The sequence below is a fragment of the Paenibacillus tyrphae genome, from assembly GCF_024158745.1.
In the GTDB taxonomy this organism is placed as follows: domain Bacteria; phylum Bacillota; class Bacilli; order Paenibacillales; family NBRC-103111; genus Paenibacillus_G; species Paenibacillus_G tyrfis_A.
Window position 1 is genome coordinate 36,778 of sequence record NZ_JAMZAW010000011.1, and the last position, 23,803, is coordinate 60,580.

Annotated in this window: 21 protein-coding genes and 1 other annotated feature; of the genes, 16 read left to right on the forward strand and 5 right to left on the reverse strand. The window is 55.4% G+C overall.

The features are described 5' to 3' along the window. The first annotated feature begins 159 nt into the window (after nt 1-159). From yhbY to leuS, 7 genes are all read left to right on the forward strand, one after another. Entirely contained in the window at nt 160-453 is a 294-nt protein-coding gene (yhbY, locus tag NI000_RS17420) for a ribosome assembly RNA-binding protein YhbY (protein WP_054973703.1), read from the forward strand. A gap of 48 nt (nt 454-501) precedes the next feature. Then, nucleotides 502-1,089, forward strand: coding sequence for a nicotinate-nucleotide adenylyltransferase (locus tag NI000_RS17425; protein ID WP_253412692.1), 588 nt, complete (start codon nt 502-504; stop codon nt 1,087-1,089). Continuing rightward, nucleotides 1,079-1,660 carry a bis(5'-nucleosyl)-tetraphosphatase (symmetrical) YqeK gene (yqeK, locus tag NI000_RS17430; protein WP_253412694.1) on the forward strand — a complete coding sequence of 194 codons (582 nt, stop codon included), beginning with the start codon at nt 1,079-1,081 and terminating at the stop codon, nt 1,658-1,660. The genes NI000_RS17425 and yqeK overlap by 11 nt, the downstream gene beginning before the upstream one ends. 22 nt (nt 1,661-1,682) lie before the next feature. Beyond that, on the forward strand, nt 1,683-2,030 hold the full coding sequence (rsfS, locus tag NI000_RS17435; RefSeq protein ID WP_054973706.1) for a ribosome silencing factor: 348 nt from the start codon (nt 1,683-1,685) through the stop codon (nt 2,028-2,030). Then, nucleotides 2,027-2,929 carry a CvfB family protein gene (locus NI000_RS17440; protein ID WP_253412696.1) on the forward strand — a complete coding sequence of 301 codons (903 nt, stop codon included), beginning with the start codon at nt 2,027-2,029 and terminating at the stop codon, nt 2,927-2,929. The genes rsfS and NI000_RS17440 overlap by 4 nt, the downstream gene beginning before the upstream one ends. A gap of 49 nt (nt 2,930-2,978) precedes the next feature. Continuing rightward, nucleotides 2,979-3,782 carry a class I SAM-dependent DNA methyltransferase gene (locus NI000_RS17445; RefSeq protein WP_253412698.1) on the forward strand — a complete coding sequence of 268 codons (804 nt, stop codon included), beginning with the start codon at nt 2,979-2,981 and terminating at the stop codon, nt 3,780-3,782. Nucleotides 3,783-4,108: 326 nt separating this feature from the next. Beyond that, nucleotides 4,109-4,353 (forward strand) — a binding site (T-box leader). 53 nt (nt 4,354-4,406) lie between these two features. After that, nucleotides 4,407-6,857: a leucine--tRNA ligase gene (gene leuS / locus NI000_RS17450; protein ID WP_253412700.1), complete on the forward strand. Its 2,451-nt coding sequence runs from the start codon at nt 4,407-4,409 to the stop codon at nt 6,855-6,857. Between the two features lie 94 nt (nt 6,858-6,951). Here leuS and comER read toward each other — a convergent pair whose 3' ends face one another. Next, complete coding sequence (gene comER / locus NI000_RS17455) at nt 6,952-7,776, reverse strand: late competence protein ComER (protein WP_253412702.1); 825 nt, start codon at nt 7,774-7,776, stop codon at nt 6,952-6,954. 120 nt (nt 7,777-7,896) lie between these two features. On the opposite strand from comER, the gene NI000_RS17460 reads away from it, so the two are divergent. From NI000_RS17460 to NI000_RS17475, 4 genes are all read left to right on the forward strand, one after another. Then, on the forward strand, nt 7,897-8,484 hold the full coding sequence (locus NI000_RS17460) for a ComEA family DNA-binding protein (protein ID WP_253412704.1): 588 nt from the start codon (nt 7,897-7,899) through the stop codon (nt 8,482-8,484). A 122-nt stretch (nt 8,485-8,606) separates the two neighbouring features. After that, nucleotides 8,607-9,899 carry a homocysteine synthase gene (locus NI000_RS17465; protein ID WP_253412706.1) on the forward strand — a complete coding sequence of 431 codons (1,293 nt, stop codon included), beginning with the start codon at nt 8,607-8,609 and terminating at the stop codon, nt 9,897-9,899. Between the two features lie 31 nt (nt 9,900-9,930). Then, complete coding sequence (locus tag NI000_RS17470; RefSeq protein WP_010495580.1) at nt 9,931-10,443, forward strand: deoxycytidylate deaminase; 513 nt, start codon at nt 9,931-9,933, stop codon at nt 10,441-10,443. A 96-nt stretch (nt 10,444-10,539) separates the two neighbouring features. Further along, the gene (locus NI000_RS17475; RefSeq protein WP_253412708.1) at nt 10,540-13,170 is read left to right on the forward strand and encodes a DNA internalization-related competence protein ComEC/Rec2; all 2,631 of its coding nucleotides are present in this window, start codon (nt 10,540-10,542) and stop codon (nt 13,168-13,170) included. Between the two features lie 113 nt (nt 13,171-13,283). On the opposite strand, the gene NI000_RS17480 is transcribed toward NI000_RS17475, so the two are convergent. Both NI000_RS17480 and NI000_RS17485 read right to left on the reverse strand, forming a co-directional pair. Next, nucleotides 13,284-14,645, reverse strand: a complete 1,362-nt coding sequence (locus NI000_RS17480) for an MATE family efflux transporter (RefSeq protein WP_253412710.1) — start codon at nt 14,643-14,645, stop codon at nt 13,284-13,286. 6 nt (nt 14,646-14,651) lie between these two features. Next, nucleotides 14,652-15,227: a TetR/AcrR family transcriptional regulator gene (locus NI000_RS17485; RefSeq protein WP_253412735.1), complete on the reverse strand. Its 576-nt coding sequence runs from the start codon at nt 15,225-15,227 to the stop codon at nt 14,652-14,654. 239 nt (nt 15,228-15,466) lie between these two features. Here NI000_RS17485 and NI000_RS17490 point away from each other — a divergent pair, with 239 nt between their 5' ends. From NI000_RS17490 to NI000_RS17505, 4 genes are all read left to right on the forward strand, one after another. Then, nucleotides 15,467-16,402 (forward strand): EamA family transporter, encoded by a 936-nt coding sequence (locus NI000_RS17490; RefSeq protein WP_253412737.1) that lies wholly within the window; start codon nt 15,467-15,469, stop codon nt 16,400-16,402. Between the two features lie 174 nt (nt 16,403-16,576). Further along, complete coding sequence (locus tag NI000_RS17495) at nt 16,577-17,662, forward strand: endospore germination permease (RefSeq protein WP_253412739.1); 1,086 nt, start codon at nt 16,577-16,579, stop codon at nt 17,660-17,662. Then, the gene (locus tag NI000_RS17500; protein ID WP_253412741.1) at nt 17,659-19,134 is read left to right on the forward strand and encodes a spore germination protein; all 1,476 of its coding nucleotides are present in this window, start codon (nt 17,659-17,661) and stop codon (nt 19,132-19,134) included. Before NI000_RS17495 ends, NI000_RS17500 begins: the two co-directional genes overlap by 4 nt. After that, on the forward strand, nt 19,131-20,285 hold the full coding sequence (locus NI000_RS17505) for a Ger(x)C family spore germination protein (RefSeq protein ID WP_253412743.1): 1,155 nt from the start codon (nt 19,131-19,133) through the stop codon (nt 20,283-20,285). Before NI000_RS17500 ends, NI000_RS17505 begins: the two co-directional genes overlap by 4 nt. A gap of 9 nt (nt 20,286-20,294) precedes the next feature. Here NI000_RS17505 and NI000_RS17510 read toward each other — a convergent pair whose 3' ends face one another. Together NI000_RS17510 and NI000_RS17515 are read right to left on the reverse strand one after the other, a co-directional pair. Next, nucleotides 20,295-21,377 (reverse strand): NAD(P)H-dependent flavin oxidoreductase, encoded by a 1,083-nt coding sequence (locus NI000_RS17510; RefSeq protein WP_253412745.1) that lies wholly within the window; start codon nt 21,375-21,377, stop codon nt 20,295-20,297. Nucleotides 21,378-21,489: 112 nt separating this feature from the next. After that, nucleotides 21,490-22,392, reverse strand: a complete 903-nt coding sequence (locus NI000_RS17515; RefSeq protein ID WP_375540983.1) for a LysR family transcriptional regulator — start codon at nt 22,390-22,392, stop codon at nt 21,490-21,492. Between the two features lie 137 nt (nt 22,393-22,529). Here NI000_RS17515 and NI000_RS17520 point away from each other — a divergent pair, with 137 nt between their 5' ends. After that, entirely contained in the window at nt 22,530-23,753 is a 1,224-nt protein-coding gene (locus NI000_RS17520) for a YbfB/YjiJ family MFS transporter (protein ID WP_253412747.1), read from the forward strand. Nucleotides 23,754-23,803: the final 50 nt, after the last annotated feature.

A 23,803-nucleotide genomic window follows, 5' to 3' on the forward strand; every position in this document is an offset into this window, starting at 1 on the left:
CGTGTCCCGAAGGGACGAAAGCGTTCCTACGCCAACGTCCCTTCAACGCCGGCCCCGCAGCAGGCACGCCCCTTTCGGGTGTCCAGAGGGCGCAGCCCTTTGGGGTCCTCCCTACCAGGGAGGATTTAGGAGGGTGCTACTTAAGGAGGAACAACCACCATGTTAACAGGCAAACAAAAACGGTATTTGCGCTCGTTGGCGCATCATATGAACCCGATCTTTCAGGTCGGCAAAGGCGGCGTAAACGATCATTTGATCCGGCACATCAGCGAGGCGCTGGAAGTCCGTGAGCTGATTAAAGTGACGGTGCTTAACAACTGTATGGAGGACCGGAGCGAAGTAGCCGAGCAGTTGGCGCAAGGCGCCGGCGCGGAGCTGGTTCAAGTGATCGGCAAAATCATCGTGCTCTACAAGGAATCCCGCGAGCATAAAACGATCGAGCTTCCGGTTTAAGCTAGGGCCGTAAAAGTGGCATTTCAGCTAAAAAGAGGGGGATGCCTGATGAAGGTCGGTCTGATGGGCGGTACCTTCGATCCCGTTCATATCGGGCACTTGATTGCCGCCCAAAGCGTCTGCGAGAGGCTCGAACTCGACGAAGTATGGTTTATGCCGACGAACGTGCCTCCGCATAAAGAACAGGCGCCCGGGGCTTCCCCGCGGCAGCGGCTGGAGATGGTCGAGCTGGCCGTCGAAGGGCACCCGCACTTCCGGGCTTCGGATATGGAGCTGCGCAAAGGCGGCGTATCGTACAGCATCGAGACGGTAACGATGCTTCGGGCGCAGCATCCCGGTTATCGGTTTACTTATATTATCGGGGCGGATATGGTCCGATATTTGCCGAAGTGGTACAAGATCGACGAGTTGGCCCGGCTGGTCACTTTCGCCGGATTGCAACGGCCTGGCTACGAAACGGGCTATGAGGGGCTTCCCGACGCCATTCGGCAGTCGGTGGAGCTTGTGCCGATGCCGCAAATCGAGCTGTCGTCCACAGTAATCCGGCAGCGGCGGGCTTCGGGACGATCGGTGCGTTACATGGTCCCGGACCGGGTAAATCATTATATCGAGGTGAACCGTTTGTATGAAGCGTGAGGAAATGATCGAGTCGGTTCGCTCCCAGATGCCGGAGAAGCGCTGGAACCATACGCTTGGCGTCATGGAAACGGCGGTGCGGCTGGCGGAGCGCTATGGGGCGGACCCGGAAAAGGCAGAGCTGGCCGCCATCCTTCACGATGTCTGCAAATATTGGCGCGTGGACGAGCAAGCGCGCATCATTCGCGAGAACGGACTGCCTCAGGATTTGCTTGATTACGACAAAGAGCTGTGGCATGCCCATGCAGGCGCTTGGATCGCCCGGGAGCAGTACGGCGTAAGCGACGAGGAAGTATTGGATGCGATACGTTATCACACCTCGGGGCGCGCGCGGATGACGCTGCTGGACAAGGTTGTTTGCCTGGCGGATTACATGGAGCCGGGCCGGGATTTTCCGGGCGTGCATAATATTCGCCAAAACGCCGAACATAGTTTAGAGAAGGCACTTATAACCGGATTTGACGGAACGATCCGTTTTTTATTGGATAAAGGCAAACGAATTTATCCGCTAACCTTTGAAGCTCGAAACGGACTGATCCGGGAGCTGGAGGAGCGGGGAGAATCGGTATGATTCACTTACAGGAGGAAACGATATGACCATTCAACCGGATGAGCTTATGCAGCTCGTGGTCGATGCGGCCGAAGACAAGAAAGCGATGGACGTAACGGCATTGAACCTGCGCGGGATTTCTTTGATTGCAGATTACTTCGTCATTTGCCACGGCAATTCCGAAACGCAGGTGCAAGCGATCGCGACCGAAATTAAAAAACGTTCGGAAGAGCGCGGCGCACGAATTCGCGGCCTCGAAGGCATGGACACGGCCCGCTGGGTGCTTGTCGACTTGGGCGACGTCGTCGTTCACGTGTTTCACCGCGACGACCGCGAATATTACAACATCGAGCGGCTATGGTCCGACGCGAAAGTGGTCGAACGGGTATGAGGCTGGAAGCCGGAACGATCCGACGTTTGGACGTGGCGAGGGAAGTATCGCCGCACGGCTATTTTTTGACGGACGGCACGCAGGACGTGCTGCTCCATTACAGCGAAGCCGCCGGGGAAGTGAAGCCGGGGGAGCAGGTTGAGGTATTTCTGTTTCACGACACCGAGGACAGGCTGGCGGCTACGATGCGCAAGCCGCTCGTGACGCTCGGAGAAGTCGCGCTTCTCGAAGTGGTTGACATCCATCCGCGCTTTGGCTGCTTTCTCGAAATGGGGCTCGGACGTCATCTGCTGCTTCCTTTTAAAGAACTGCCTGAGCTTAAGGAACTGCGTCCCGAAGTCGGAGACCGCGTGTTCGTCGTACTTGCCCACGACCGGCAAGGGCGGCTCGTCGCCAAAGTGGCCGGAGAAGACCGGCTCAAGCAGTTGTGCTTCGACGCTCCTTCAAGCTGGCGCAACACCTGGGTCGACGCCCGCGTCTATAAGCCGCTGCAAATGGGCTCGTTCGTCGTCTGCGACGGCGGCGTGGTCGGCTTCGGCGTCATCGGCTTCATTCATGCGTCCGAAAGAGCCCGGCTGCTGCGTCTCGGAGAACAGGTGAAAGTACGCGTCACGTTCGTGCGCGAGGACGGCAACGTCAACTGCTCGATGCGCGAGCGTAAGGAAGTCGGGCGCGACACCGATTCGGAGAAGCTGCTGATCTTTCTGAAGGAACGCCCGAATCAGGCGATGCCGTATTCGGACGAAACCCCGGCCGATTTGATCAGCCAGCGGTTCGGCATGAGCAAATCCGCTTTCAAGCGCGCCATCGGCAAGCTGATGAAGGAAGGCCTGGTTTATCAGGAAGGCAGCTGGACCTACTTGAAAAAAGAAGCGGCATCGCAGCCGGCATCCGAATGAAGTCCGTTCGGAGCCGGCCTTTGTCTGTTCGGTGAAGGAGGAGCAAGCCGTGGCTTACGAACAATTTTCCTATCTATACGACCGGCTGATGGAGGATATGCCCTATGATGATTGGCTCCGCTTTGCGCGGGAATGCTGGGACAAGTTCGGGACGCCCCGAAACGTGGTTGATTTGGGCTGCGGCACCGGAAGCATAGCGGTCCCTCTGGCGCAGCTCGGCTACGAAGTCGTCGGCATCGATCTGTCGGAGGACATGCTGTCCTTGGCCAGTCAAAAAACGGAAAGCGCCCAGCGGCACAAGTCTTTCCCTGCGGGCGGAAGCGTGATGTGGCTCCAACAGGACATGCGCGAATGGGAACTTGGCCGTCAGGTGGACGCGGTCATCTCGTTTTGCGATTGCTTGAACTATTTGCTGGAGGAAGAAGACATCGAGCGGACCTTCAAGCAAGTATATGACGGGCTCGCTCCTGGCGGGGTGTTCGTGTTCGATATGCATACGCAGAGCCAGCTTCAGAGCTATGCGGAATCGCAGCCTTTTTTCTTAAATGACGACGACGTCGCCTACATCTGGACTTGCGATTTCGATCCGGGCCGCTGTGAAATCGAGCATGAGCTGACCTTGTTCGTGCGGGAAGGGGACACATGGGCGGAAGGGTCTGACGACGCCATTACGGAACGGTATCACCGGATCGAGGAGCTGCATGTGCAGCGGGCGTATCCGCTCGATTGGGTGCAGGAGCGGCTGCGGGCGGCCGGATTTAGCGAGACGGCATGCTATGCCGACTTTTCGTTCGAAGCGCCGACGGACGATACGCAGCGGGCGTTTTTTGTGGCCGTGAAGCAGCGGGATTGAGCTTGAAGTCGGGGCAAACGGACGCGGTACATTTCATTAACGCGTTAAATGGATAATCAGTTGCAGCAGGCACAGGATCATCCCCCATAGCGGGAGCGACAGCATGACCCCGTTGACGAATCCTTTCATGCGGCTCATCCTCCGTAAGCTTCGAATAGAAAACATTTATTAGAAAGTATGGCCAAGTTGCGGAGAATGTAACCGGGACGGGCCCGTTTGCGATTGGCAAGGCGGCGTTTTATCCGGCAGCTTCGGGAAAATCGGGGGTCCGGCTTGACACGGAGGAATCGTTTTTCATATAATGAATCCTAATTGGAGCATATATGCAAAAGGCCGTGACAAGAACTAGTAACTGCAGCGCTTTCTTTCAGAGAGCCGGTGGCGGGTGGGAACCGGTAGAAGCAGGCAGCGAACTCATCTTCGAGCCGTTTGGCCAAAAGACCGCAACAAGCGCAAGCTTCGCCGGTCACAGCCATAAACGTACCCCGCGTTAAGGGGAGAGTGGGCCCAGGCAAAGCATGCTTGAGTCAACTAGGGTGGTACCACGGGAAATAAGCCTCTCGTCCCTAGCGTTGCGCTAGCGATGAGGGCTTTTTTGTTTGAATCGAAGGAGGTCTACACAGTATGGCACAGGAAACTAGAGAACAACAAGGGTACAATCCCTTGGCGATTGAACCGAAATGGCAGCAATATTGGGAGAAAAACAAAACGTTCAAGGTGCTGGACGACGAGAGCAAGCCGAAGTTTTACGCGCTTGACATGTTCCCGTATCCTTCCGGAGCAGGACTTCACGTCGGGCACCCGGAAGGCTACACGGCGACGGACATCGTATCCCGTTATAAAAGGCTGCGCGGCTATAACGTTCTGCATCCGATGGGATGGGACGCCTTCGGCTTGCCGGCGGAGCAGCATGCGCTCGATACGGGGCAGCATCCGCGCGACATCACGTTCCGCAATATCGATAATTTCCGCAGACAGATCAAGTCGCTCGGCTTCTCTTACGATTGGGACCGCGAATTCAGCACGACCGATCCCGAATATTATAAATGGACGCAATGGATTTTCATTCAGCTGTATAAAAAAGGTCTCGCCTACGTGGACGAAGTGCCGGTCAACTGGTGTCCGGCGCTCGGAACGGTACTGGCCAACGAAGAAGTCATCGACGGCTTGAGCGAGCGCGGCGGTCATCCGGTTATCCGCAAGCCGATGCGTCAATGGGTGCTCAAGATCACCGAGTACGCGGAGCGCCTGCTGGAGGATCTTGAAGAGCTCGATTGGTCCGAAAGCATCAAGGATATGCAGCGCAATTGGATCGGCAAGTCTACGGGCGCCGAAGTGACGTTTGCCATCGACGGACACGGGAACGATAGCCTGAAGGTATTCACGACCCGTCCGGATACGCTGTTCGGGGCCACCTATTGCGTATTGGCGCCTGAGCATGAGCTTGTGGCCCGCATTACAACGCCGGAGCAAGCTCAAGCGGTGAAAGATTATCAGGAACGCGCGGCCCGCAAAAGCGACTTGGAGCGCACCGATCTTGCGAAGGAAAAAACGGGCGTCTTTACCGGCGCTTATGCAGTTAATCCGGTCAACGGCAGCAAGGTGCCGGTCTGGATTGCCGACTATGTGCTGGCCGGATACGGAACAGGTGCGATCATGGCGGTACCGGGGCACGACCCGCGCGACTGGGAATTCGCGAAGCAGTTCGACCTTCCGATTGTGGAAGTGGTGCAGGGCGGCGATGTAAACAAGGAAGCGTACGCCGGCGACGGCCCGCACGTCAACTCCGAGTTCCTGAACGGCTTGAATAACGAGCAGGCCATCGCGCGAATGATCGAGCACCTCGAAGCCAACGGCCAAGGCCAAGGCAAAGTAACCTATCGTCTCCGCGACTGGCTGTTCAGCCGTCAACGGTACTGGGGCGAGCCGATTCCGATCCTCCATCTGGAGGACGGCACGATGAAAACCGTACCGGAAGATCAGCTGCCGCTGCTTCTGCCGGAAGTGGACGAAATCAAGCCTTCCGGCACCGGCGAATCGCCGCTTGCCAATGTGACGGATTGGGTGAACACGGTAGATCCGGAGACCGGCCTCAAAGCGCGCCGCGAGACGAATACGATGCCGCAATGGGCGGGAAGCTGCTGGTACTACCTGCGCTTTATCGATCCGAAGAACAAGGACGAGATCTGCTCTAAGGAGCTGCAGCGCAAATGGCTGCCGGTCGACCTGTACATCGGAGGCGCGGAGCATGCCGTACTTCACCTGCTGTATGCCCGTTTCTGGCACAAAGTGTTGTACGACCTCGGCGTTGTGGAAACGAAAGAGCCTTTCTACAAGCTGGTTAACCAAGGCATGATTCTCGGCGAGAACATGGAGAAAATGAGCAAATCGCGCGGCAACGTCATCAACCCGGACGAAATCGTCGGCGAGTACGGTGCCGACACGCTGCGCATGTACGAGATGTTCATGGGGCCGCTGGAAGCGACGAAGCCTTGGAACGTAAACGGCGTAGAAGGCACATTCCGCTTCCTGAGCCGCGTTTGGCGCTTGTTCGTCGGCGAAGACGGAGGGCTGAACGCGAAAATTACAGAAGACAGCGATGCGGGCAGCGAAGCGTTCAAGCGGACCTGGCACCGCACGATTAAGAAAGTAACCGAAGACTATGAGGCGCTGCGCTTCAATACGGCGATCAGCCAGCTGATGATCTTCGTCAACGAAGCGTACAAGACGGACCGTTTGCCGAAAGCTGCGATGGAAAACTTCGTGCAAATGCTGTCTCCGATCGCACCGCACTTGGCGGAAGAGCTGTGGGAGAAGCTCGGTCATTCCGGTACCGTGGCTTATGAAGCATGGCCTGTATACGACGAAGCATGGACGGTCGACAACGAAGTGGAAATCGTCATCCAAGTGAACGGCAAAATCGCCGATCGCGCTACGATCGCAGCGGATGCCGATGAAGCGACGATGCAGGAGCTGGCGCTTGGCTTGGACAAAGTCAAGGAAGCGATGGCGGGTAAAACCGTCCGCAAGGTGATTGCCGTCAAAGGCAAGCTTGTCAATATTGTCGTAGGGTAAGAAGCGGCGCCGGAAAACAAAAAACCGCACTCCGGAATCGGAGCACGGCGGTTCATAACGGAAAAGGACGTGAAAGCATCGCGTTCGGTTCGGCCTACGGGCTGAAAAAACGGGCTTTCACCTTTTCCACATCTTCATCGTATTTAGCATGAGTTGTGCGGATCAGGTCGTCAAAGACCCCGTACAACTCTTTTTGCATTATGCGGAGACCTTCCGCGGTAATACCGCCGGGAACGGACACCCGCTGCTGCAGGGAGGCGGGCGTGAAGCCTCCGGTGGTCAGCAGCCTGCCGGTGCCGAGCGTCATCTCGGCCGCAAGCTGCGTAGCCTCTGTCTCGGAGATGCCGGTGGCGGCAACCGCGGCGTCGACGAATTTTTGCACGAAAAAGGCGAGAAACGCCGGACCGCAGCTTGTAATGTCCGAAGAGACGCGCGTATGCTCCTCGCGGATGCGAATGGGGGCGCTAATGTGGGAGAGCAGCAGCTCCAGCCGGGCTTGATCCTCGTCGGTCATCCGGTCTCCGTAAATGCACAGCGTCGCACCGCTGAGCACATAGTTGGTAATGCTTGGAATGACCTTGGCGATTTTGCAAGGGAGCAGTTCTTCCAAATGACGAATCTGCACCGGGCTTGTAATGGAAACGACGATTGTTTCGGGAGCGACAACATCCCGAATGTCGTCGATGACAGCTTTGAATTCCATAGGCTTGACGCACAGAAAAAGAAGCTGGGATCCGGCTGCGGCTTCCCTATTGGAGCGGGTTGTTTGCAGGCCCGGGTAGCTTTCCGCTAACTGCTCCGCTTTGCGGGCGGTGCGATTGGTCACAACAAGCTGCTCCGGGCTGACTGCGCCGGATTGAATGAACGCTTCGATGAGAATACTGCCCATGCTGCCTGTTCCGATAAATCCTATTTGCATGACCATCCCCCCTGATTGGATTGCAGCCTTTTTCATGTATATGAGACAGATCGTAAAACCATGCATTCGATTTTTCGATATAGATTCGATCAAGATTCGATGAAGAAACGAGGTGGAGCAATGCCCCATTTTTCGGAAAAAGCTTTGGTTCGTCTTGCCGGCCTGGTGCTTGCCGCTGGCATTATCATTGTACTGCTGCTATGGCGTCCTTGGACATCGGACGGGGTACCGGCGGGCTTTAAGGCGGCGGACGAGGAAATGAGAAAATTGCTTCAGGAGCAGAACGAGGCAAGACAGGTGAATGGGCTTTCGGGCGATGCGAAGGCAGCGAGAGGTGAAAAGAACCCTGCGGCGGAGCCGAAAGGGAACCCGGTCACGGAGAAGGCTTCCGCAGAGCCATCGCCCAAGCCTGCCGCAGCGGACAGTCCGCCGGAAGAAGCTTCCGCCGCCGGGGCGGCTTCCGATCCGGGAAAGGCCGCTGCCGGGAAGCCGGCGGAGAGCGCTCCGGGCAAAATCAATTTGAACACGGCTACCGCCAAACAGCTCGACGAGCTCCCGGGAATCGGGGCTAGCCGGGCGCAAGCGATCGTCGAGCTTCGCAAGAAGCTCGGCGGTTCGTTCAAATCGGTGGACCAACTGCTGGAAGTGAAGGGAATCGGCGAAAAAATGCTGCAAAAAATAAAGCCTCTCGTCACTTTGGACCCTTGATTCGACCAGGCCGTGCAATTATGTCAGGAATGTTTTGCGGAGAAAGCTTTCGTTTTGCTGCGGAATGTGCGAAAATAGGTACGATTATCCATCATTTCTGTTGATCATAAGGAGGATGCAGTATGTCAGAAGAGCGCAAGCTTTCTTTGGAAACGTTGGCCGTTCACGCAGGACAGGAGATTGACCCGACTACGATGTCCCGAGCAGTTCCTTTATACCAGACAACGTCCTATGGATTTCGCGATACGGATCACGCCGCCGATTTATTCGCTCTCAAAGAGTTCGGCAACATCTATACGCGCATTATGAATCCGACGACCGATGTGTTCGAAAAACGCGTTGCTGCGCTCGAAGGCGGAGCTGCGGCTCTGGCGACGGCATCCGGCCAAGCGGCCATCACGTACTCGATCCTTAACATTGCCGGAGCGGGCGACGAGATCGTCTCATCGTCCACCTTGTACGGCGGTACTTACAATCTGTTTGCAAATACACTGGCGAAACTCGGCATTAAAGTGCATTTCGTCGACGCGAGCGATCCGGGAAATTTCCGGAAGGCCATTACGCCGAAGACGAAAGCCGTGTTCGCGGAGGCGATCGGCAATCCTAAGGGCGACGTGCTTGACATTGCCGCCGTAGCGGTTATTGCGCATGAGAACGGCATTCCGTTGATTATCGACAATACGTTCCCGAGTCCGTATCTTTGCCGTCCGATCGAACACGGAGCGGACATTGTCGTTCACTCCGCGACCAAATTTATCGGCGGACACGGCACCTCGATCGGGGGCATTATCGTCGACGGCGGTCGTTTTGATTGGAAAGCCAGCGGCAAATTCGCCGGTCTGACCGATCCGGACCCGAGCTACCACGGAGTCGTATATACCGACGCCGTCGGGCCGATCGCTTATATTATCAAGGCGCGTGTACAGCTTCTGCGCGACATGGGCGCTTCGATCTCGCCGTTCAACGCGTTCCTCCTGCTGCAAGGTCTCGAAACGCTCCACCTTCGCATGGAGCGCCACAGCTCGAATGCGCAGAAGGTTGCCGAATTCCTGGAAAAGCACGAAGCTGTGGATTGGGTAAGCTACTCGGGTCTTCCGAGCCATTCGTCGTATGAGCTGGCGAAAAAGTATTTGCCTAAAGGCCAGGGCGCGATCATGACGTTCGGCATCAAAGGCGGTGTGGAAGCAGGGCGCAAAGTGATCAATGCGGTAAAGCTGTTCTCCCATTTGGCGAACGTCGGCGATTCGAAGTCGCTCATCATTCATCCGGCCAGCACCACGCATCAGCAGCTTAGCGAGCAGGAGCAGGCGGGGGCGGGCGTAACGCCGGGGATGATTCGCCTGTCCATCGGGACGGAAGCGATCGACGACATTATTTACGATTTGGATCAAGCGATCCAAGCAAGCCAGAAATAAAGCCGGAAAAAATAAAGGAGCTTGAATCAGCATGATGGCACGTAAAGATTGGGATACGTATTTTATGGATATCGCCTACATGGCTTCCACCCGCTCCCAATGCAGCCGAAGGCACGTTGGAGCCGTCCTGGTGCAGGGGAAGAAGCTGCTCGGCACGGCGTACAACGGCGCTCCGATGGGCGTGCCGGATTGCTCGGAAGCGGGCTGCATGCTCGTGGAAGAGTACGAATTGGTCGCATCGGACGGCAAGGAGCAGGTGGTCAAGAAGCAGCGTTGCATCCGGACGATCCATGCGGAGCAAAACCTGCTGTTGTTCACGGACCGTGAGGACCGCGAAGGGTCTGTCGTTTATGTGACCGACCAGCCGTGCTGGACGTGCGCGAATATGCTCGCGAACAGCGGTGTGACGGAGATCGTGTTCCACCGGCCGTATCCGAAAGACAACGACAAGGTGCGCGCGCTGATGGAGCAGCGCGGAATGACGTTCCGGCAGCTTGAAAACTACGAGCCTCCGGCCGGAACGGTCAGCGAAGTGAAAAATTAGAACGAGCCAAAGCTTAGGAGGAAGAACCTCTTTTGGGGCGTGCGTTAAGCATGCACTCGGAAGAGGTTCTTTTTTTGTTGCTGGAAGGAGGAGCGGATGTCTCAAAGACCGATCGTAGCGTTCGCGGTATGTTGGGGTATAGGCTATGCTGTTGCGGTGATCGTGCGGCTGCCGTGGATGAATCTGTGGCTGGCGATGACTGCAGGAATATTGTATTGTGCTGCGATGATCATGAGGCCAAAGGGGACCGTTTGGCTCCGCACTCTGTTGATCGTCGCGGCAGCGGCGGGCGTATACGGCGACCACGATGCCCGAAACCGGAGCTTGGTCGAATTACAGGCCGAGGAAATAAGCAGCGTGCATTTTCAAGGGCGGATCGTGACGCCGGTTTCGGTAGACGGGGACCGCGTTTCCTTTCAAGCGCAAGCCGAATCTGTAGCGATTCCCGAACACGCGGTACCGCAGAATGGCGGCAAAGGCGAGCGGATGCAGTTTTCGATCCGCTTGCTTGCCCAGGAGGAGCAGGAGACGGCTAGACGTTGGGAGCGGGGCGACCGGATCGAGCTGGACGGGACGCTGCGCCGCCCGGCGGAAGCTCGTAACTTTGGCGGCTTCGACTACCGGAACTATTTGCGGCTGCAGCATATTCATTGGCAGATGACGGCAAAAGGGACAGCAGGACTCACCGTGACGCCACCAGAATCCGGGGAATGGGGCGGGTGGCTAGCCATGCGCAGCATCGACCGCTTTCGGGACCGGTTGGCGGGGCAGGTAGACCACTTGTTTCCTCCGGATCAAAGCGGCTTTATGAAAGGCATGCTGATCGGCCTGACGGATGAGATCGAACCACAGCAATTCGAGCGGTTTTCCCGGCTGGGCCTGACCCATATTATCGCGATCTCCGGCCTGAATGTCGCTATTTTTCTGGCATGCTTGATCTGGCTGCTGCGCCGCTTCGGACTGACGCGGGAAACGGTTCTGCTTACCGCTCTTGTGCTCATGCCGCTGTATATCGCTGTCACCGGGGCTTCGCCTTCGATCGTCCGCGCCGGCCTGATGGCGATGATCGGCTTGTATGCCGCTTACCGGAACCGGCTCAAGGACGGGCTCCACATCGCGCTGATCGCGGGAGTCGGCATGCTCGTCTGGAATCCGTATTATTTGCTGGACGTCAGCTTCCAGCTGTCGTTTCTGGTGACGTTGGGCCTCATTCTCGGCGTCCCGCAAATGAACAAGCTGCTGCCGGTAAAGCATGCGAAGCTGAGAGATGCGCTTTCGATAACCGTAGTCGCGCAGCTGATCTCGTTCCCGCTGTCGATTTATTATTTCAACCAATTTTCCCTGCTGTCGTTCGCTGCCAATTTTGCGCTGGTTCCGGCGTTTAGCGCATGGGTGATGCCGGGCGGGACGACGGCCATGCTGCTTGGATTCCTCTGGGGAACCGGAGCAGGCTGGCTCGGGTGGCTGATTGCCAAGACAAATGAGCTTCTGTTTTACTTGATAGAACAAGCGAGCAAGCTGGATGCGTTTCAAACCATTTGGCCGAGCCCTTCGCCGGTATGGATCTTGGCTTATTACGGGCTGCTGTGCGCGGCGCTTGTGCTGCTGCAGCCGTTTGCGGCCAAGAACGAGTCGGCTGCGCCCGAACCGATGCTTTATGGAGCAAAAACCAACAAGCTTCCGTTCTTAAACCGGCGAACGATGAACCGATACGTCCTGCTGCCCGTCAGCTTGCTCGGCTTTGCGGGACTGCTCTGGTACGGCTACGATCCCGAACGCGGAAAAGCGGAGGGACGCGTACAGTTTTTGGATGTGGGGCAGGGAGACAGCATCTTGATCCAGACGCTCCCGGGAAGCCATACGATTTTGGTTGACGGGGGCGGGACAGTCTCCTTCCGCAAACCGGGAGATGCGTGGAAGGAGCGGAGAGACCCGTATGAAGTGGGCCGGAAGCTGCTCGTACCGCTGCTCAAAAAACGCGGCGTGCAGCAAATCGACGAGCTCATTCTGACGCATCAGGATGCCGATCATTTCGGCGGCTTGCAAGCGGTGCTTGAGCACATTCCGGTGCGGCGGTTTTTGTTCAACGGGACCTTGAAGCCGCTGCCGGCCGTGGAAAAGCTGTTTCAAACCGCACTGGAGAAGGGAACGGAGCTGGTCGAGGTGGAGGCGGGAGATACGCTGCAAGTCGACGCCGGCACGGCGCTTCATTTCTTGTATCCGCTGCCGGAGGGGGAGCGGGAGGGCGTGCGTGTGGAGCAGGATCAGAACCCGAGCTCCGTCGTGTTTTTAATGGAGATGGCGGGTACCCGCTGGCTGTTCACAGGCGATATCGGCCAAGCCGAGGAGCGAAAGCTGCTCGACCGTTGGTCTACAGTATCGCGGGGACTCGCTCAAGGGGAGGCGCTGGCTCCTGCTGTTCGTGAACCTGCGTCGTCAGTTGGGGCGGCCGCACAGGTATCGGTAATATACAAGCCCGTCGATGTGTTGAAGGTTGCTCATCACGGCAGCAAATCGTCTACGACCGATGAGTGGCTGAATGCTTGGCAGCCGAAGCACGCGGTCATCTCCGCCGGGGCGAACAACATTTACGGGCATCCGAACCGGCAGGTGCTGGAGCGGCTGACGTCGCACGGTATAAGCGCGCAGCGGACGGACAGGGACGGGGAGGTGCAGATGACCGTGCGGGGCGGAAAGATTTATACGCGAACGAAGCTCCGGCCCTAAAGGCGTTATGGCGCGCCTGCAGGACCCCATAACACAGCGAAAGCCGCCCGGTCCATGCGATGATGGGCCGAGCGGCTGTTGCTGCGGAAACGTTGGTAAAGGCGCGGTCTGCGCTAAGAGGCGGCATTCACCGAAGCGACCGTACGCGAGCGTCTGCGGATATAAGCATACACGGTCAGGACGACGATCAGTTCCGAAAGCGGGATAGCGAGCCAAATGCCGGTCGTTCCCATGACATGGGGCAGGGTGAACAGCAGGGCGACCATGATCAGCATCTCGCGCGCTACGGTAATCCAAGTCGCCATTTTGACTTGATCGGTCGATTGAAAGTACGTCATCATGACAAAGTTGACGCCCATGAACAAATAGGCGATGAAAAACAAACGTATGCCGGAAGCGGCCAACTCCTGAACCTCCCGGGTAAACGAACCGAACATGGAGACAATGCCGTCGGCCGTAACCAAACCGATCAGAAATACGCCCAGCCCGATGCCGATCGACGTTTTTACGGCGATGCGGATCGTTTCCCGCTCCCGGGCATGCTGCTTTGCGCCCCGATAGTAGCTGATCAGCGGCTGAATGCCCGATCCCATGCCAATGAATAACATCAGCACCACGCTGTGCACGTAATTTAGAATGGAGAAGGCCGATACGCCTAACGTGCCTGCCCACCGGACCATAGCCATATTGTAGCCTGCCGTGAAGACGGCGATGCCCAATTCCGCGACGAAGCTCGGAAAGCCGATTGTGAACGTGCTTTTGGCCAGCTTCCAAGACAAATGCAGCTTGACGAAGCGGAGGGTGCTGTCCTTGCGCAGGAAATGCGTGAACAGTACGCACGCCCCGATGGCGGACGCGCCGATTAGCGCCCATGCGGACCCGGCTACGCCGAACTCGAGAACAAACAATAGCACGTAATTTAGTCCGATGTTGCATACGGCTGTCACGAGCAGCGAAATCATCGCCAGATTTGGATTGCCGTCGTTGCGTACAAAGATGCTGAACGCATTTTGCACAGTGACGATAAAGCCGAAGCTCAGCAGCACGGTCATAAATTCCATCGCATAAGGCATCGTCTCGTCATTGGCTCCGAGAAACAACGCCAGCTTTTCCCGGAACAAATACGCAATTCCCGCCAGCGCGAGCGTCAAGCTGAAGATGAGCGTAAGCGAATGAGTGAAAATCGAGCGCGCCTGCTCGGTATCTTTGGCGCCCAGCGATCTGGAATATAGAGCCGCACCGCCGATGCCGACCCACAGCGATATGGCAAAATAAATGGAAAATACCGGAAAGGCGACATTGACCCCTGCCAGCGCGACCTCGCCGAGCCGCTGCCCGACGAAAATGCCGTCAATCACGACGTTAATGGACATCATAAACATGCCGACAATCGACGGAACCAAATAACGGACGAATACTTTGCCTACGGAATCGGATTCCAGGGCTGTCAGCTTGTTGTTTTCAAGTTGCATCATACACCTCTAACGATCTTCTTTAAGTATTCCTTTCCATAATAAGGAAAAGGTTGTTTCGGCCGCTTGGATAAAATAATCCGGGCTGCCGAAAATCAGTTTGGCGGTCAAGCCTTCGTAAATCGTATGCACGGCGAGCGCGCCTTCCTTCGGATTGACCTGAGTGGTTGAATCGAGCTGAAAAGCAAGCTCCAGCAGATGAAGCAAATGATGCGAATACAATTCGTACATGGTGATGCACAGTTCCTGCAGCGGCTCGGGAGGCATGAACGCCATCAGAAACATCAGCTTCACATTCCGATTGGTCGCGTAGCGGTCTTTCATCTCCTCGACGAAGGTGCGCAGCAGCGCCTGGAGCGGCTCCCCCTTATGCTCGTGAAAAAACGTGGTCAAGTAGGCGATTTCCTGCTTCGTTGCGTCCTCGTGGATTTCGACGACCAAATCTTTCTTGTTCTCAAAATGAGCGTACATCGACTGCTTTTTAATCCCTACCTCTTGGGCAATATCCGCCAGCTTCGTGCCTTCGTAACCGTATTGCAGTAGATGTCCTATCGCGGCTTTCTTGATCTCTTCTCTTCGGCTCATCGTACCCACCTTGGCTTTATGAAATCATTTACCTTACCGCGGTCAGGTAAACATATCAGTAATATTATCAAAATTTCAGCTATTTTCAAACAGAAAACTTACTCCGGTCAGTTCATTATAAAAAACAAGTCTTGAAACTCAGCCCAGAGTTTGCTATATTTTTTGTTTGTGGGGCTTCCGCTTTTAACGGCCGGAGCCACCGCGGGTGGGTGAGGGTTAACTAGAACCGAGGATCGGTTATGATATTTTCGCAGCGATTTAAAGCTAGCCTGTTGGTATTGACCGGCGCTGCATCGTACGGGATACTGTCCACTTGCGTCAAGCTGGCGTATAAGGACGGTTTTTCGCCCGCCGAAGTGACGGGTAGCCAAGTGTTGTTCGGCTTTGTAGCTTTGTGGCTTCTGAGCATCCGTTGCTGGGGCTACATGAAAAAGATGCCGAGGATCGTCTTTCTGAAGCTGCTCGGTAGCGGGGTGTTTACGGGGCTTACCGGCGTGTTTTACTACTACGCGCTGCAAACGTTGAGCGCGTCTTTCGCGGTGCTGCTGCTGTTCCAATTCACCTGGATGGGGCTGCTCGCGGATTGGCTGCTGCAAAGAAAAGCGCCCAACCGGTTTCAGCTCATCGGCGTTGTCATCGTGCTCGCCGGCACGCTGTTCGCCTCCGGCTTTCTCGAAGGCAGCGTGCCTGTGCTCAGTTGGACCGGTATCGGGCTCGGGCTGCTTGCGGCCGCAAGCTACACGCTGACCGTCTATTTCAGCGGCAGGGTCGCGACCGAGGTGCCTGCGATTTTGCGCAGCTCGTGGATGCTGACGGGAGCGGTTATCGTCGTATCGCTTATTTATCCGCCGACGTTTTTGTGGAGCGGTGCGCTGACGAACGGCCTATGGGGATGGGCGGTCATTCTCAGCCTGTTCGGCATGATCCTTCCGCCGTACTTGTATACCAAGGGTGCTCCGCACCTCAGTACCGGCGTAGCCTCCATCATCGGGGCGATCGAGCTGCCCGTCGTCATTGTGTGCTCCAGCCTGCTGCTTCATGAGCAGACCGGCTTGCTCCAGTGGCTCGGCATCGGGCTTATTTTTGCCGGCATCGTCGTATCCGAATGGAAAAGCAAGAATGCGCGCCGAATCGAAGGGGACCTTTCAGAGCCTCGAACGAACCTGCAGCAATAAATATGGTAAGAAGAAGGGCCGCCTTGGTCTTTACAGAAGCCTGTAAAGACCGGGGCCGGCCTTTTTTTCGTACCCGAAAGCGCGGCGGGTAAGGCTAAAGACCGGCGCGAACGAATAATTTCATCTCTTTAGTACAATATATGGATACCCAAATTTGTAAAAAGGAAGCTGTTTGTGAAGAACAATTCGATATCCGTTCTCCAACTTTCTGTTATTTTCATTACATCTTCCGGCTTGTTAAATCATGTTACGGTGATCCCCGTCCTATTAAATGTTACCGGAAAAGATTCATGGATTTCCGTTTGTCTTGCTTCGTTATTCTGCATATTGTGGCTGCCGGTATTACGCTATACGATTCGATCGGCCGGCGGTCGTCCGTTTGTGCAATGGCTGCACGAGCATTGGGGAGCAGGGGCTTGGATTATTTTGATTCCCTTGCTTGTAACGATATTCGGAATGGGAGCGACGACATTAAAGGAGACGACCACGTGGACAAAAATTACATACTTGCCCGGGACGCCTTTAACGGTAATTGTACTGACCTTGATATTGATCAGTCTCGCTGCGGCCAGATCGGGACTAAAGGCATTGGCGGTTACCGCAGGGATTCTATTGCCTTTTATCGTTCTATTCGGCTATTTTGTCATGCTGGGTAATATCCCGCATAAGGACTACACCCTGCTGCGTCCGTTTCTGGAAAATGGGATTCGCCCGGCTTTGCAGGGCGTAATCTATGCGGCTAGCGGATTAAGCGAGTTATTTCTGGTCGTTATGCTGCAGCATCGAATCAAGGGGAACATCGGGTATTCCTCGCTCCTTATCCTGATCGTCATATTGGCGGGATTAACGATCGGACCGCTCACAGGCGCCATTGCCGAATTTGGCACTCCCGAAGCGGCCAAGCAGCGTTATCCCGCATACGAACAATGGAGGGTCGTCCAGATTGGAAGATTTATCGAGCATATGGATTTTTTGTCGATTTACCAATGGCTTGCAGGAGCGTTCGTGCGCATCTCCTTTTCCTTATGGCTGATCGGTGAAACCCTCTCCTTTTGGTTTAACGGCCGCAAGAGAGGCGTGTTGTTCGCGGCAAGCGCCGGGATGCTTTTGTTTGCTATTTCCCCGCTCTCGGATTCAAGTTTTTTTCATTTGCTGACCGTCTATTATTTGCCGGCAAGCGTATCGGTTTTGATTGGGGCTTCGATTATTGCCCGCATGTATGCCTTGCTCTTCAACGTCCAAGGAGGTGCGCAGCCATGACCGACGGTGATTTGCCGCAAGAACACAGATCACGGCACTCCGAGAAGGAATGGAGTGAAGCGTCTTTTCGCGAGTGGTTTGCGAATTGTCCGGATGTCAAGATCGACAGCTATTCCATTGATGCCAATCGGACCGTAACGTTCGTTTATTGTGAGCATTTGTGCGACCTTCAACAAATCAACGAAACCGTTTTGACGGCCTTGTACAAACTTGCTTCCGGCGATGATGTACGGACCGTTCCATTGCAGTTGAAGCCGTTTCTATCCCCACTTACGGCAACTCGTGCAGCGCAAGCCGTTTTTGGAGGAGAACTCCTCGTGATATTGGGGCAGACTCACGAGGTCTTTACGTTGAACCTGATGAACGTTCCGAAACGTAATCCGGAAGAATCGGTGCTCGACGTATCCATCCGTGGGCCGCGGGACGGGTTTGTGGAAGATTACAGCGTAAATTTGGCGCTGATCCGAAAACGGCTTCGGACGGAAACGCTCGCGCTGGAAGAGTTCACGCTCGGTAAACGGAGTTCGACAAAGGTAGGTCTGCTGTATGTGCGAGACGTGATCAACCCAGCTTATGTCAATGACGTTCGCAGCAGATTGAGCCAAATCGATTTGGACACGCTTGTCAGTCCCGCGCAATTGGAGGAATGGATTGGGGAACCCAGGTTTTCGCTTTTTCCATTGTTTTTTTACACCGGAAGGCCTGATTTTGTCGTCGATTCTTTATCAAGAGGCCGCTTTGCATTGATCGTGGAAGGGGGGCCTCTGGCTATCGTGGCGCCAGCCAATTTGTTTCTGATCATCAAAAGCCCGGAGGATGCCTACTTCCCGTTTTGGATTAGCTCGATGAGCCGAATATTGCGTATTTCCGGTTTGTGTATTTCTATCTTATTACCTGGTTTTTGGATTTCGCTAGCCCAGTATAATCAGGATCAGCTGCCCTTTCCATTGCTTTCAAGCATAACGCAAACGCGCATCGGTCTTCCGCTGCCGATTTCCATGGAGTTGTTCCTGATGCTTTTTTTGCTGGATTTGTTCCGGGAAGCAGGTTCGAGATTGCCCAAAGCGATCGGCCAGACACTCACCGTGGTCGGTGGTATTGTGATCGGTGATGCGGCCGTCCGAGCGGCGCTTATTTCACCATCCCTGCTTATTATCGCTTCCTTGTCCTCCGTAGCAAATTACACATTATCGAATCAAGCCTTAGTGGGAGGGGTGACGATTGCCCGTTTTATCGTTTTTCTCGCTTCTTCGTTCCTTGGCATGTACGGATTTGTCATCTCCATCATCGCGCTCGTTCTGCATTTGGCATCGCAGCAGTCCTTCGGCCTTCCTTATTTGGCACCGGTGTCGCCTCTTTCCGTCCGGGAAGTAATCACCGGCGTGCTCGCTTCCGCATGGCGTCGTTTGAGGAAGCGTCCGCAAATTCTTCACACGCAAGACTCGACGAGAACGGGGCGGAAGAAATCATGAACGGTCATCGAATGCTTCGGGGGATATGCATGGTGATTTTATTGGGGCTGCTGACGGGATGCTGGGATGCGAAAGAAATCCAGGACATCAATTACATCACGGCGCTAGGTATTGATTATGCGCAGGACGAGTACGTTGTTTACGCGCAAATGATGGACTTTACGAGCGTTGCCAAGCAAGAAGGCGGGAAGCCGAGTCAAAAAGCCAGCGTCTGGGTCAGCAAATCGACAGGGCTTTCCGTAAATGACGCCCTGCAAAAAATGTACCGAACCGCTCAGCAGCTAATGTATTACAGTCACATTAACGCGATTATTTACAGCGAGGCGGTATTGAAGCGGGGACCGGAGGTCATATTCGATTTGACGAATCGTTACCGGGAAATCCGATATACGAAATGGGCTTACAGTAGCCGCGAATCGATGGAGAAAATATTGAGCGTGACTCCCTTCTTTAATGAATCGCCGCTTTCTTCAATCCTGCACGAACCTAAAGAAACCTATAAGCAAAGCTCATATATTGTGCCTGTTCAATTTCAGAGGTTTATTTCGTATTATTACGAGCGGGGAAAAAGCTCTTATTTGCCGTCCTTAGCCATGAACAGCTCTATTTGGAAAGAAAATTTCAAAAGCCACACGCTGCTGGAAATAGAAGGCTGTTTTTTTATGGACCATAGTGGAGTATTGAAAGGGTTCCTGTCCCAAGAGGATTTGACGGGACTGCGGTGGGTCAATCCGAAAACGGTCCGCACCCCCGTCATTCTTACACACGATGCCAAAATTGTAGCGAGCATCGTAGTACATAAACCGAAAGTCGTCATCGAGCCGGGTACGTCAGGAAACAAACCGGTTTTTAATCTCCATATCAGGCTTAAAGGAAGCTTAAACGAATTGGCGCAAAACGTCAGTGAAGCAAAGCTTAAGGAATTGGCAGAGCGGCAAATCGTTAAAGACATTAGAAATACTTACGAAGCAGGCATCAAGAGTCAGATTGATGTCTATGATCTTGGCTATTCGCTGTATTTGAACAATCCGGCGAAATGGAAAATGTACTTCGGCAAAGATTCCAAATTTCCGCTTCAGCGCGCTTCGCTGCAAACGATCGATGTTCAAATCAACATCGAAAACACCGGTAAATATCATTTGAGAGTCTGAATGAAGCGATCAGCTTCGTGTAAAGCAACCAAGCTTCTCCAAGGTGCCCGTTGCTTCGCTCATCAATTCGCTGATCAGCTTGCTTGCGGATTGAGTCCTATTCAAGCGCAGCGCTTGCCCGGCCCAGAGCGACATATACTGCGGGTTATTTTCGTTCGCCGCGGCCTTGCGGATGTCTTGCGTTAATTTATTTTGGATAGGGTACTCGGGAATGGGCTCCGAATATTGCTTCATATCCGAAATAAATTCATTTTTGATCCCCCGAGCCGCTTTTCCCGAAAAAGCGACGGTCACCGTCGTATCCTCTTCGCTGCTTTGAAGGATGGTACGCTTGTGCTGCTCGTGGGCGCCGCTTTCGTCGCAGGTCAGAAAAGCGGTGCCCATCTGCACGCCGGAAGCGCCCAGCGCCAGGCTGGCGACGATACCGCGGCCATCCATAATGCCTCCCGAGGCGATGACGGGGGTGCGGACCTGGGCGACGATTTGAGGAACCAGCGCCATCGTTCCCACCAGACCGTCTTCGTAACGGCCCAGGAACGTGCCGCGGTGTCCGCCGGCTTCGCTGCCTTGGGCGACGATAAGGTCGATCCCCGCCGACTCAAGCGCCAGCGCTTCGCGAACCGTGGTCGCGGTCCCGATCAGCTTAATGCTTTCGCTTTTCAGCTTGCCGATGAGCTCCGGCGAAGGAATGCCGAAGGTAAAGCTGAACACGGGCACGCGTTCGTCCAGAACGACTTGAAGCTGTGCTTCAAACGTTTCTTGAAACGTAGCGGGCATAGTCCCCGGAGCAAGTTTTAGCCGTTCACGGTAACGGTTTAACCACTCGTTCATGCGTTCTGCGGTATCATCCGGCGGACCGAACGGCTCAGGGGTGAATAGATTGACGGCAAAAGGGCGATCTGTCAGACGGCGGACGTCCTCGATCGCGCGTTTAATTTGCTCGGGCGGGAGATATCCGGCGCCAATCGTCCCCAGACCGCCGGCTTCCGACACGGCGGCTACGAGCTCCGGAGTCGTCGGCCCCCCGGCCATGCCGGCTTGTATGATGGGATAGGAACATCCAACGATGTCTGTCATCGGGGTAGAAAACATGGTACAGCACTCCTTCCGAACTATGACGGCATATCCAAACCTGCTATGTTCTCATCATAAGCAATCCGGTTCGCCAAGTAAAATCGCAATAGCTGATACCCGCCATCTCAATCTAAGATGGCTGGCCGGAGCCGCGGGGCACACGGAAGCGGTTGTTGATCTCATGGAGAAACAGCTTGTAGGCTTGCGTCAAATAGGCGTCTTTCCGTCGAATAAATACCGTTTGAACCTTTCCGTACCGTTCCGGGATCGGATAGGATCGGACGAGGCTTTCCTTGGTTTTGCTCCGCACGATCGATTCGGGAAGCAGAGAGACGCCAAGTCCGGCGGCAACACAGCCGATAATCGTCTCCAAGGTGCCGAATTCCATAATTTTGACGGGCATGACGCCTTCCTCCTGAAGCCAGCCTAGCAGCTTGGCCCGGTAGGAGCAGCCGGAACGGAACACGAGAACGGTCCGGTCCGTCAATTCCTTCGGAAAATCAAGACGCGGGCGCAATGCGTCCGTGACAAGGACAAGCTCTTCCTCGAAGACGGAATCCTGAAGCAGCTCCGGATGTTCTACGGGTCCCATGACAAACGCTCCGTCCAAGCTGTAATCGAGCACCGCCTGAATCAATTGCTGCGACGGTCCCGTCACGAAAGACAAATCGACCTCCGGGCACATCCGGTGATAGTCTGCCAGCAAGTGGGGCAGCCGGACGGCGGCGGTCGTTTCCATAGATCCAATCGACAACGGCCCGGTCGGCGTCGACGCATCTTGAATCGCTTTGCGCGCCTCTTCCAATAAACGCAGCGCTTTGTCGGCGTACTCAAGCAGCGTTTTGCCGGCAGGAGTCAGCGTAATGCCCCGGTTATGCCGGTAAAAGAGCGGGGCGCCAAGCTCTTTTTCGAGCTGCTTGATTTTGGTGGTGACGTTGGATTGCGCATAGTTTAGCAACTGGGCGGCCTTGGAGACGCTGCCGCTCCGCGCGGCGGCTTGAAATATTTGAAGAGCTGCGGTATCCAGCGGCATGATCGATCGGTGCCTCCTTTGGTATATGAAAAAGTGATATATCTTATCAAAATCATTTAATTTACATGATATCAGGTAGCGTCTACGATAGACAAGACAATAACGTTTTGTTTTAACGAGACAGCGGAGGGATCGGGATGAACGAGCATAAAAAGCGTTCGCTATTATTGGTCGGCGGGGGAATCGCTTCTCTTTTTATCGCAATGGGGGTCGGGCGGTTCGCATATACGCCGATTCTTCCGCTGATGCTGAAGCAGCAGCTGTTTTCCGAGGCGGGCGCCGGCGCGCTGGCGTCGTCGAATTATGCGGGTTATTTGGCCGGTGCGATTATGACTGCTTTGAAGGCTCGGAAGGAGAGCAGATTAAGCCGGTTGAAGCTGGCGCTTGTCGTCAGCGTGGCGACGACGGCATGGATGGGGATCGCGGACAGCTATGCGTTATGGTTCGCACTGCGCTTCGTCTCCGGCTTCGCAAGCGCCGTGATCTTCGTCTACGTGTCCGGATTGGTCATGGACGGCTTGGCGGGGTTGTCGAAGCCTCATCATGCGGTGGGGCTCTTTTACAGCGGCGTCGGCCTCGGCATTACGGCGACCGGCTTTGCGGTTCCGTGGCTGCATGAGCAATACGGCTGGCGCGGCACGTGGCTTGGCATGGCGCTGATATGCGCCGTTTTGCTGGCGCTGGCGTGGACGAAGCTTCGGGAGCCGGTGGATTCAGCGGCTGCGGGGGCCCGCGTAAGTTCACCCGTCCCCGAGGACCGCAGCTCGCTGACAAGCTTCAAAATACGGCTGCTGATCGTCTACGGGCTAGAAGGGCTTGGCTACATCGTGACCGGTACGTTTCTGGTCGCTTATGTGCAGCAGCTTCCGGCGATGCAGTCTTTTTCAGCCTGGAGCTGGATTTTGGCCGGTGCGACGGCCGTTCCTTCCTGCTGGTTGTGGTCCCTGCTCGCAGGCCGGATCGGCAGCAAGGCGGCTTTATTCGCGGCCCTGGCCCTCCAAGCGGCCGGGATCGCGCTCCCCGTCGTTTATCCGGCCTGGCCGGGAGTGCTTACGGGGGCCGTGCTGTTCGGCTTTACGTTCATGGGCGTCACGACGCTGACCATCTCGTGGACGCGGCAGCGGATGCCGGCCGATTCCGGAAGATTTGTCGGCGTCCTCACTGCCGTTTACGGCACCGGGCAGGTGGCCGGTCCGATCGCCGCTGGCTGGATGGTGTCGGGCAGCGGGCATTACCAAGAGGCGTTAATCGGCGCAGCTTCGATCGTGTGCGCCGGAGCGCTCGCCACGATCTTTCCGGCCGGACGTAAGGGGAAGGGCGCTTTCACAAAGAAGGCCCGAACATCGGCAGTCAAACGGTGACATAGACCGGGAGCATGGCAACGCGTCTGCTTTATATTTGAACTCACCAT

Coding starts and splice junctions, on each gene's coding strand:
- comER (WP_253412702.1), bottom strand. CDS start 7,776: ATGCAAATAGGATTTATCGGAACAGGCAGCATGGGCAGTATTCTCATC.
- yqeK (WP_253412694.1), top strand. CDS start 1,079: ATGAAGCGTGAGGAAATGATCGAGTCGGTTCGCTCCCAGATGCCGGAG.
- rsfS (WP_054973706.1), top strand. CDS start 1,683: ATGACCATTCAACCGGATGAGCTTATGCAGCTCGTGGTCGATGCGGCC.
- yhbY (WP_054973703.1), top strand. CDS start 160: ATGTTAACAGGCAAACAAAAACGGTATTTGCGCTCGTTGGCGCATCAT.
- NI000_RS17480 (WP_253412710.1), bottom strand. CDS start 14,645: ATGATGCAACTTGAAAACAACAAGCTGACAGCCCTGGAATCCGATTCC.
- NI000_RS17475 (WP_253412708.1), top strand. CDS start 10,540: ATGTCTCAAAGACCGATCGTAGCGTTCGCGGTATGTTGGGGTATAGGC.
- NI000_RS17470 (WP_010495580.1), top strand. CDS start 9,931: ATGATGGCACGTAAAGATTGGGATACGTATTTTATGGATATCGCCTAC.
- NI000_RS17440 (WP_253412696.1), top strand. CDS start 2,027: ATGAGGCTGGAAGCCGGAACGATCCGACGTTTGGACGTGGCGAGGGAA.
- NI000_RS17510 (WP_253412745.1), bottom strand. CDS start 21,377: ATGTTTTCTACCCCGATGACAGACATCGTTGGATGTTCCTATCCCATC.
- NI000_RS17460 (WP_253412704.1), top strand. CDS start 7,897: ATGCCCCATTTTTCGGAAAAAGCTTTGGTTCGTCTTGCCGGCCTGGTG.
- NI000_RS17515 (WP_375540983.1), bottom strand. CDS start 22,392: ATGCCGCTGGATACCGCAGCTCTTCAAATATTTCAAGCCGCCGCGCGG.
- NI000_RS17505 (WP_253412743.1), top strand. CDS start 19,131: ATGAACGGTCATCGAATGCTTCGGGGGATATGCATGGTGATTTTATTG.
- NI000_RS17500 (WP_253412741.1), top strand. CDS start 17,659: ATGACCGACGGTGATTTGCCGCAAGAACACAGATCACGGCACTCCGAG.
- NI000_RS17520 (WP_253412747.1), top strand. CDS start 22,530: ATGAACGAGCATAAAAAGCGTTCGCTATTATTGGTCGGCGGGGGAATC.
- NI000_RS17465 (WP_253412706.1), top strand. CDS start 8,607: ATGTCAGAAGAGCGCAAGCTTTCTTTGGAAACGTTGGCCGTTCACGCA.
- NI000_RS17485 (WP_253412735.1), bottom strand. CDS start 15,227: ATGAGCCGAAGAGAAGAGATCAAGAAAGCCGCGATAGGACATCTACTG.
- NI000_RS17490 (WP_253412737.1), top strand. CDS start 15,467: ATGATATTTTCGCAGCGATTTAAAGCTAGCCTGTTGGTATTGACCGGC.
- leuS (WP_253412700.1), top strand. CDS start 4,407: ATGGCACAGGAAACTAGAGAACAACAAGGGTACAATCCCTTGGCGATT.
- NI000_RS17425 (WP_253412692.1), top strand. CDS start 502: ATGAAGGTCGGTCTGATGGGCGGTACCTTCGATCCCGTTCATATCGGG.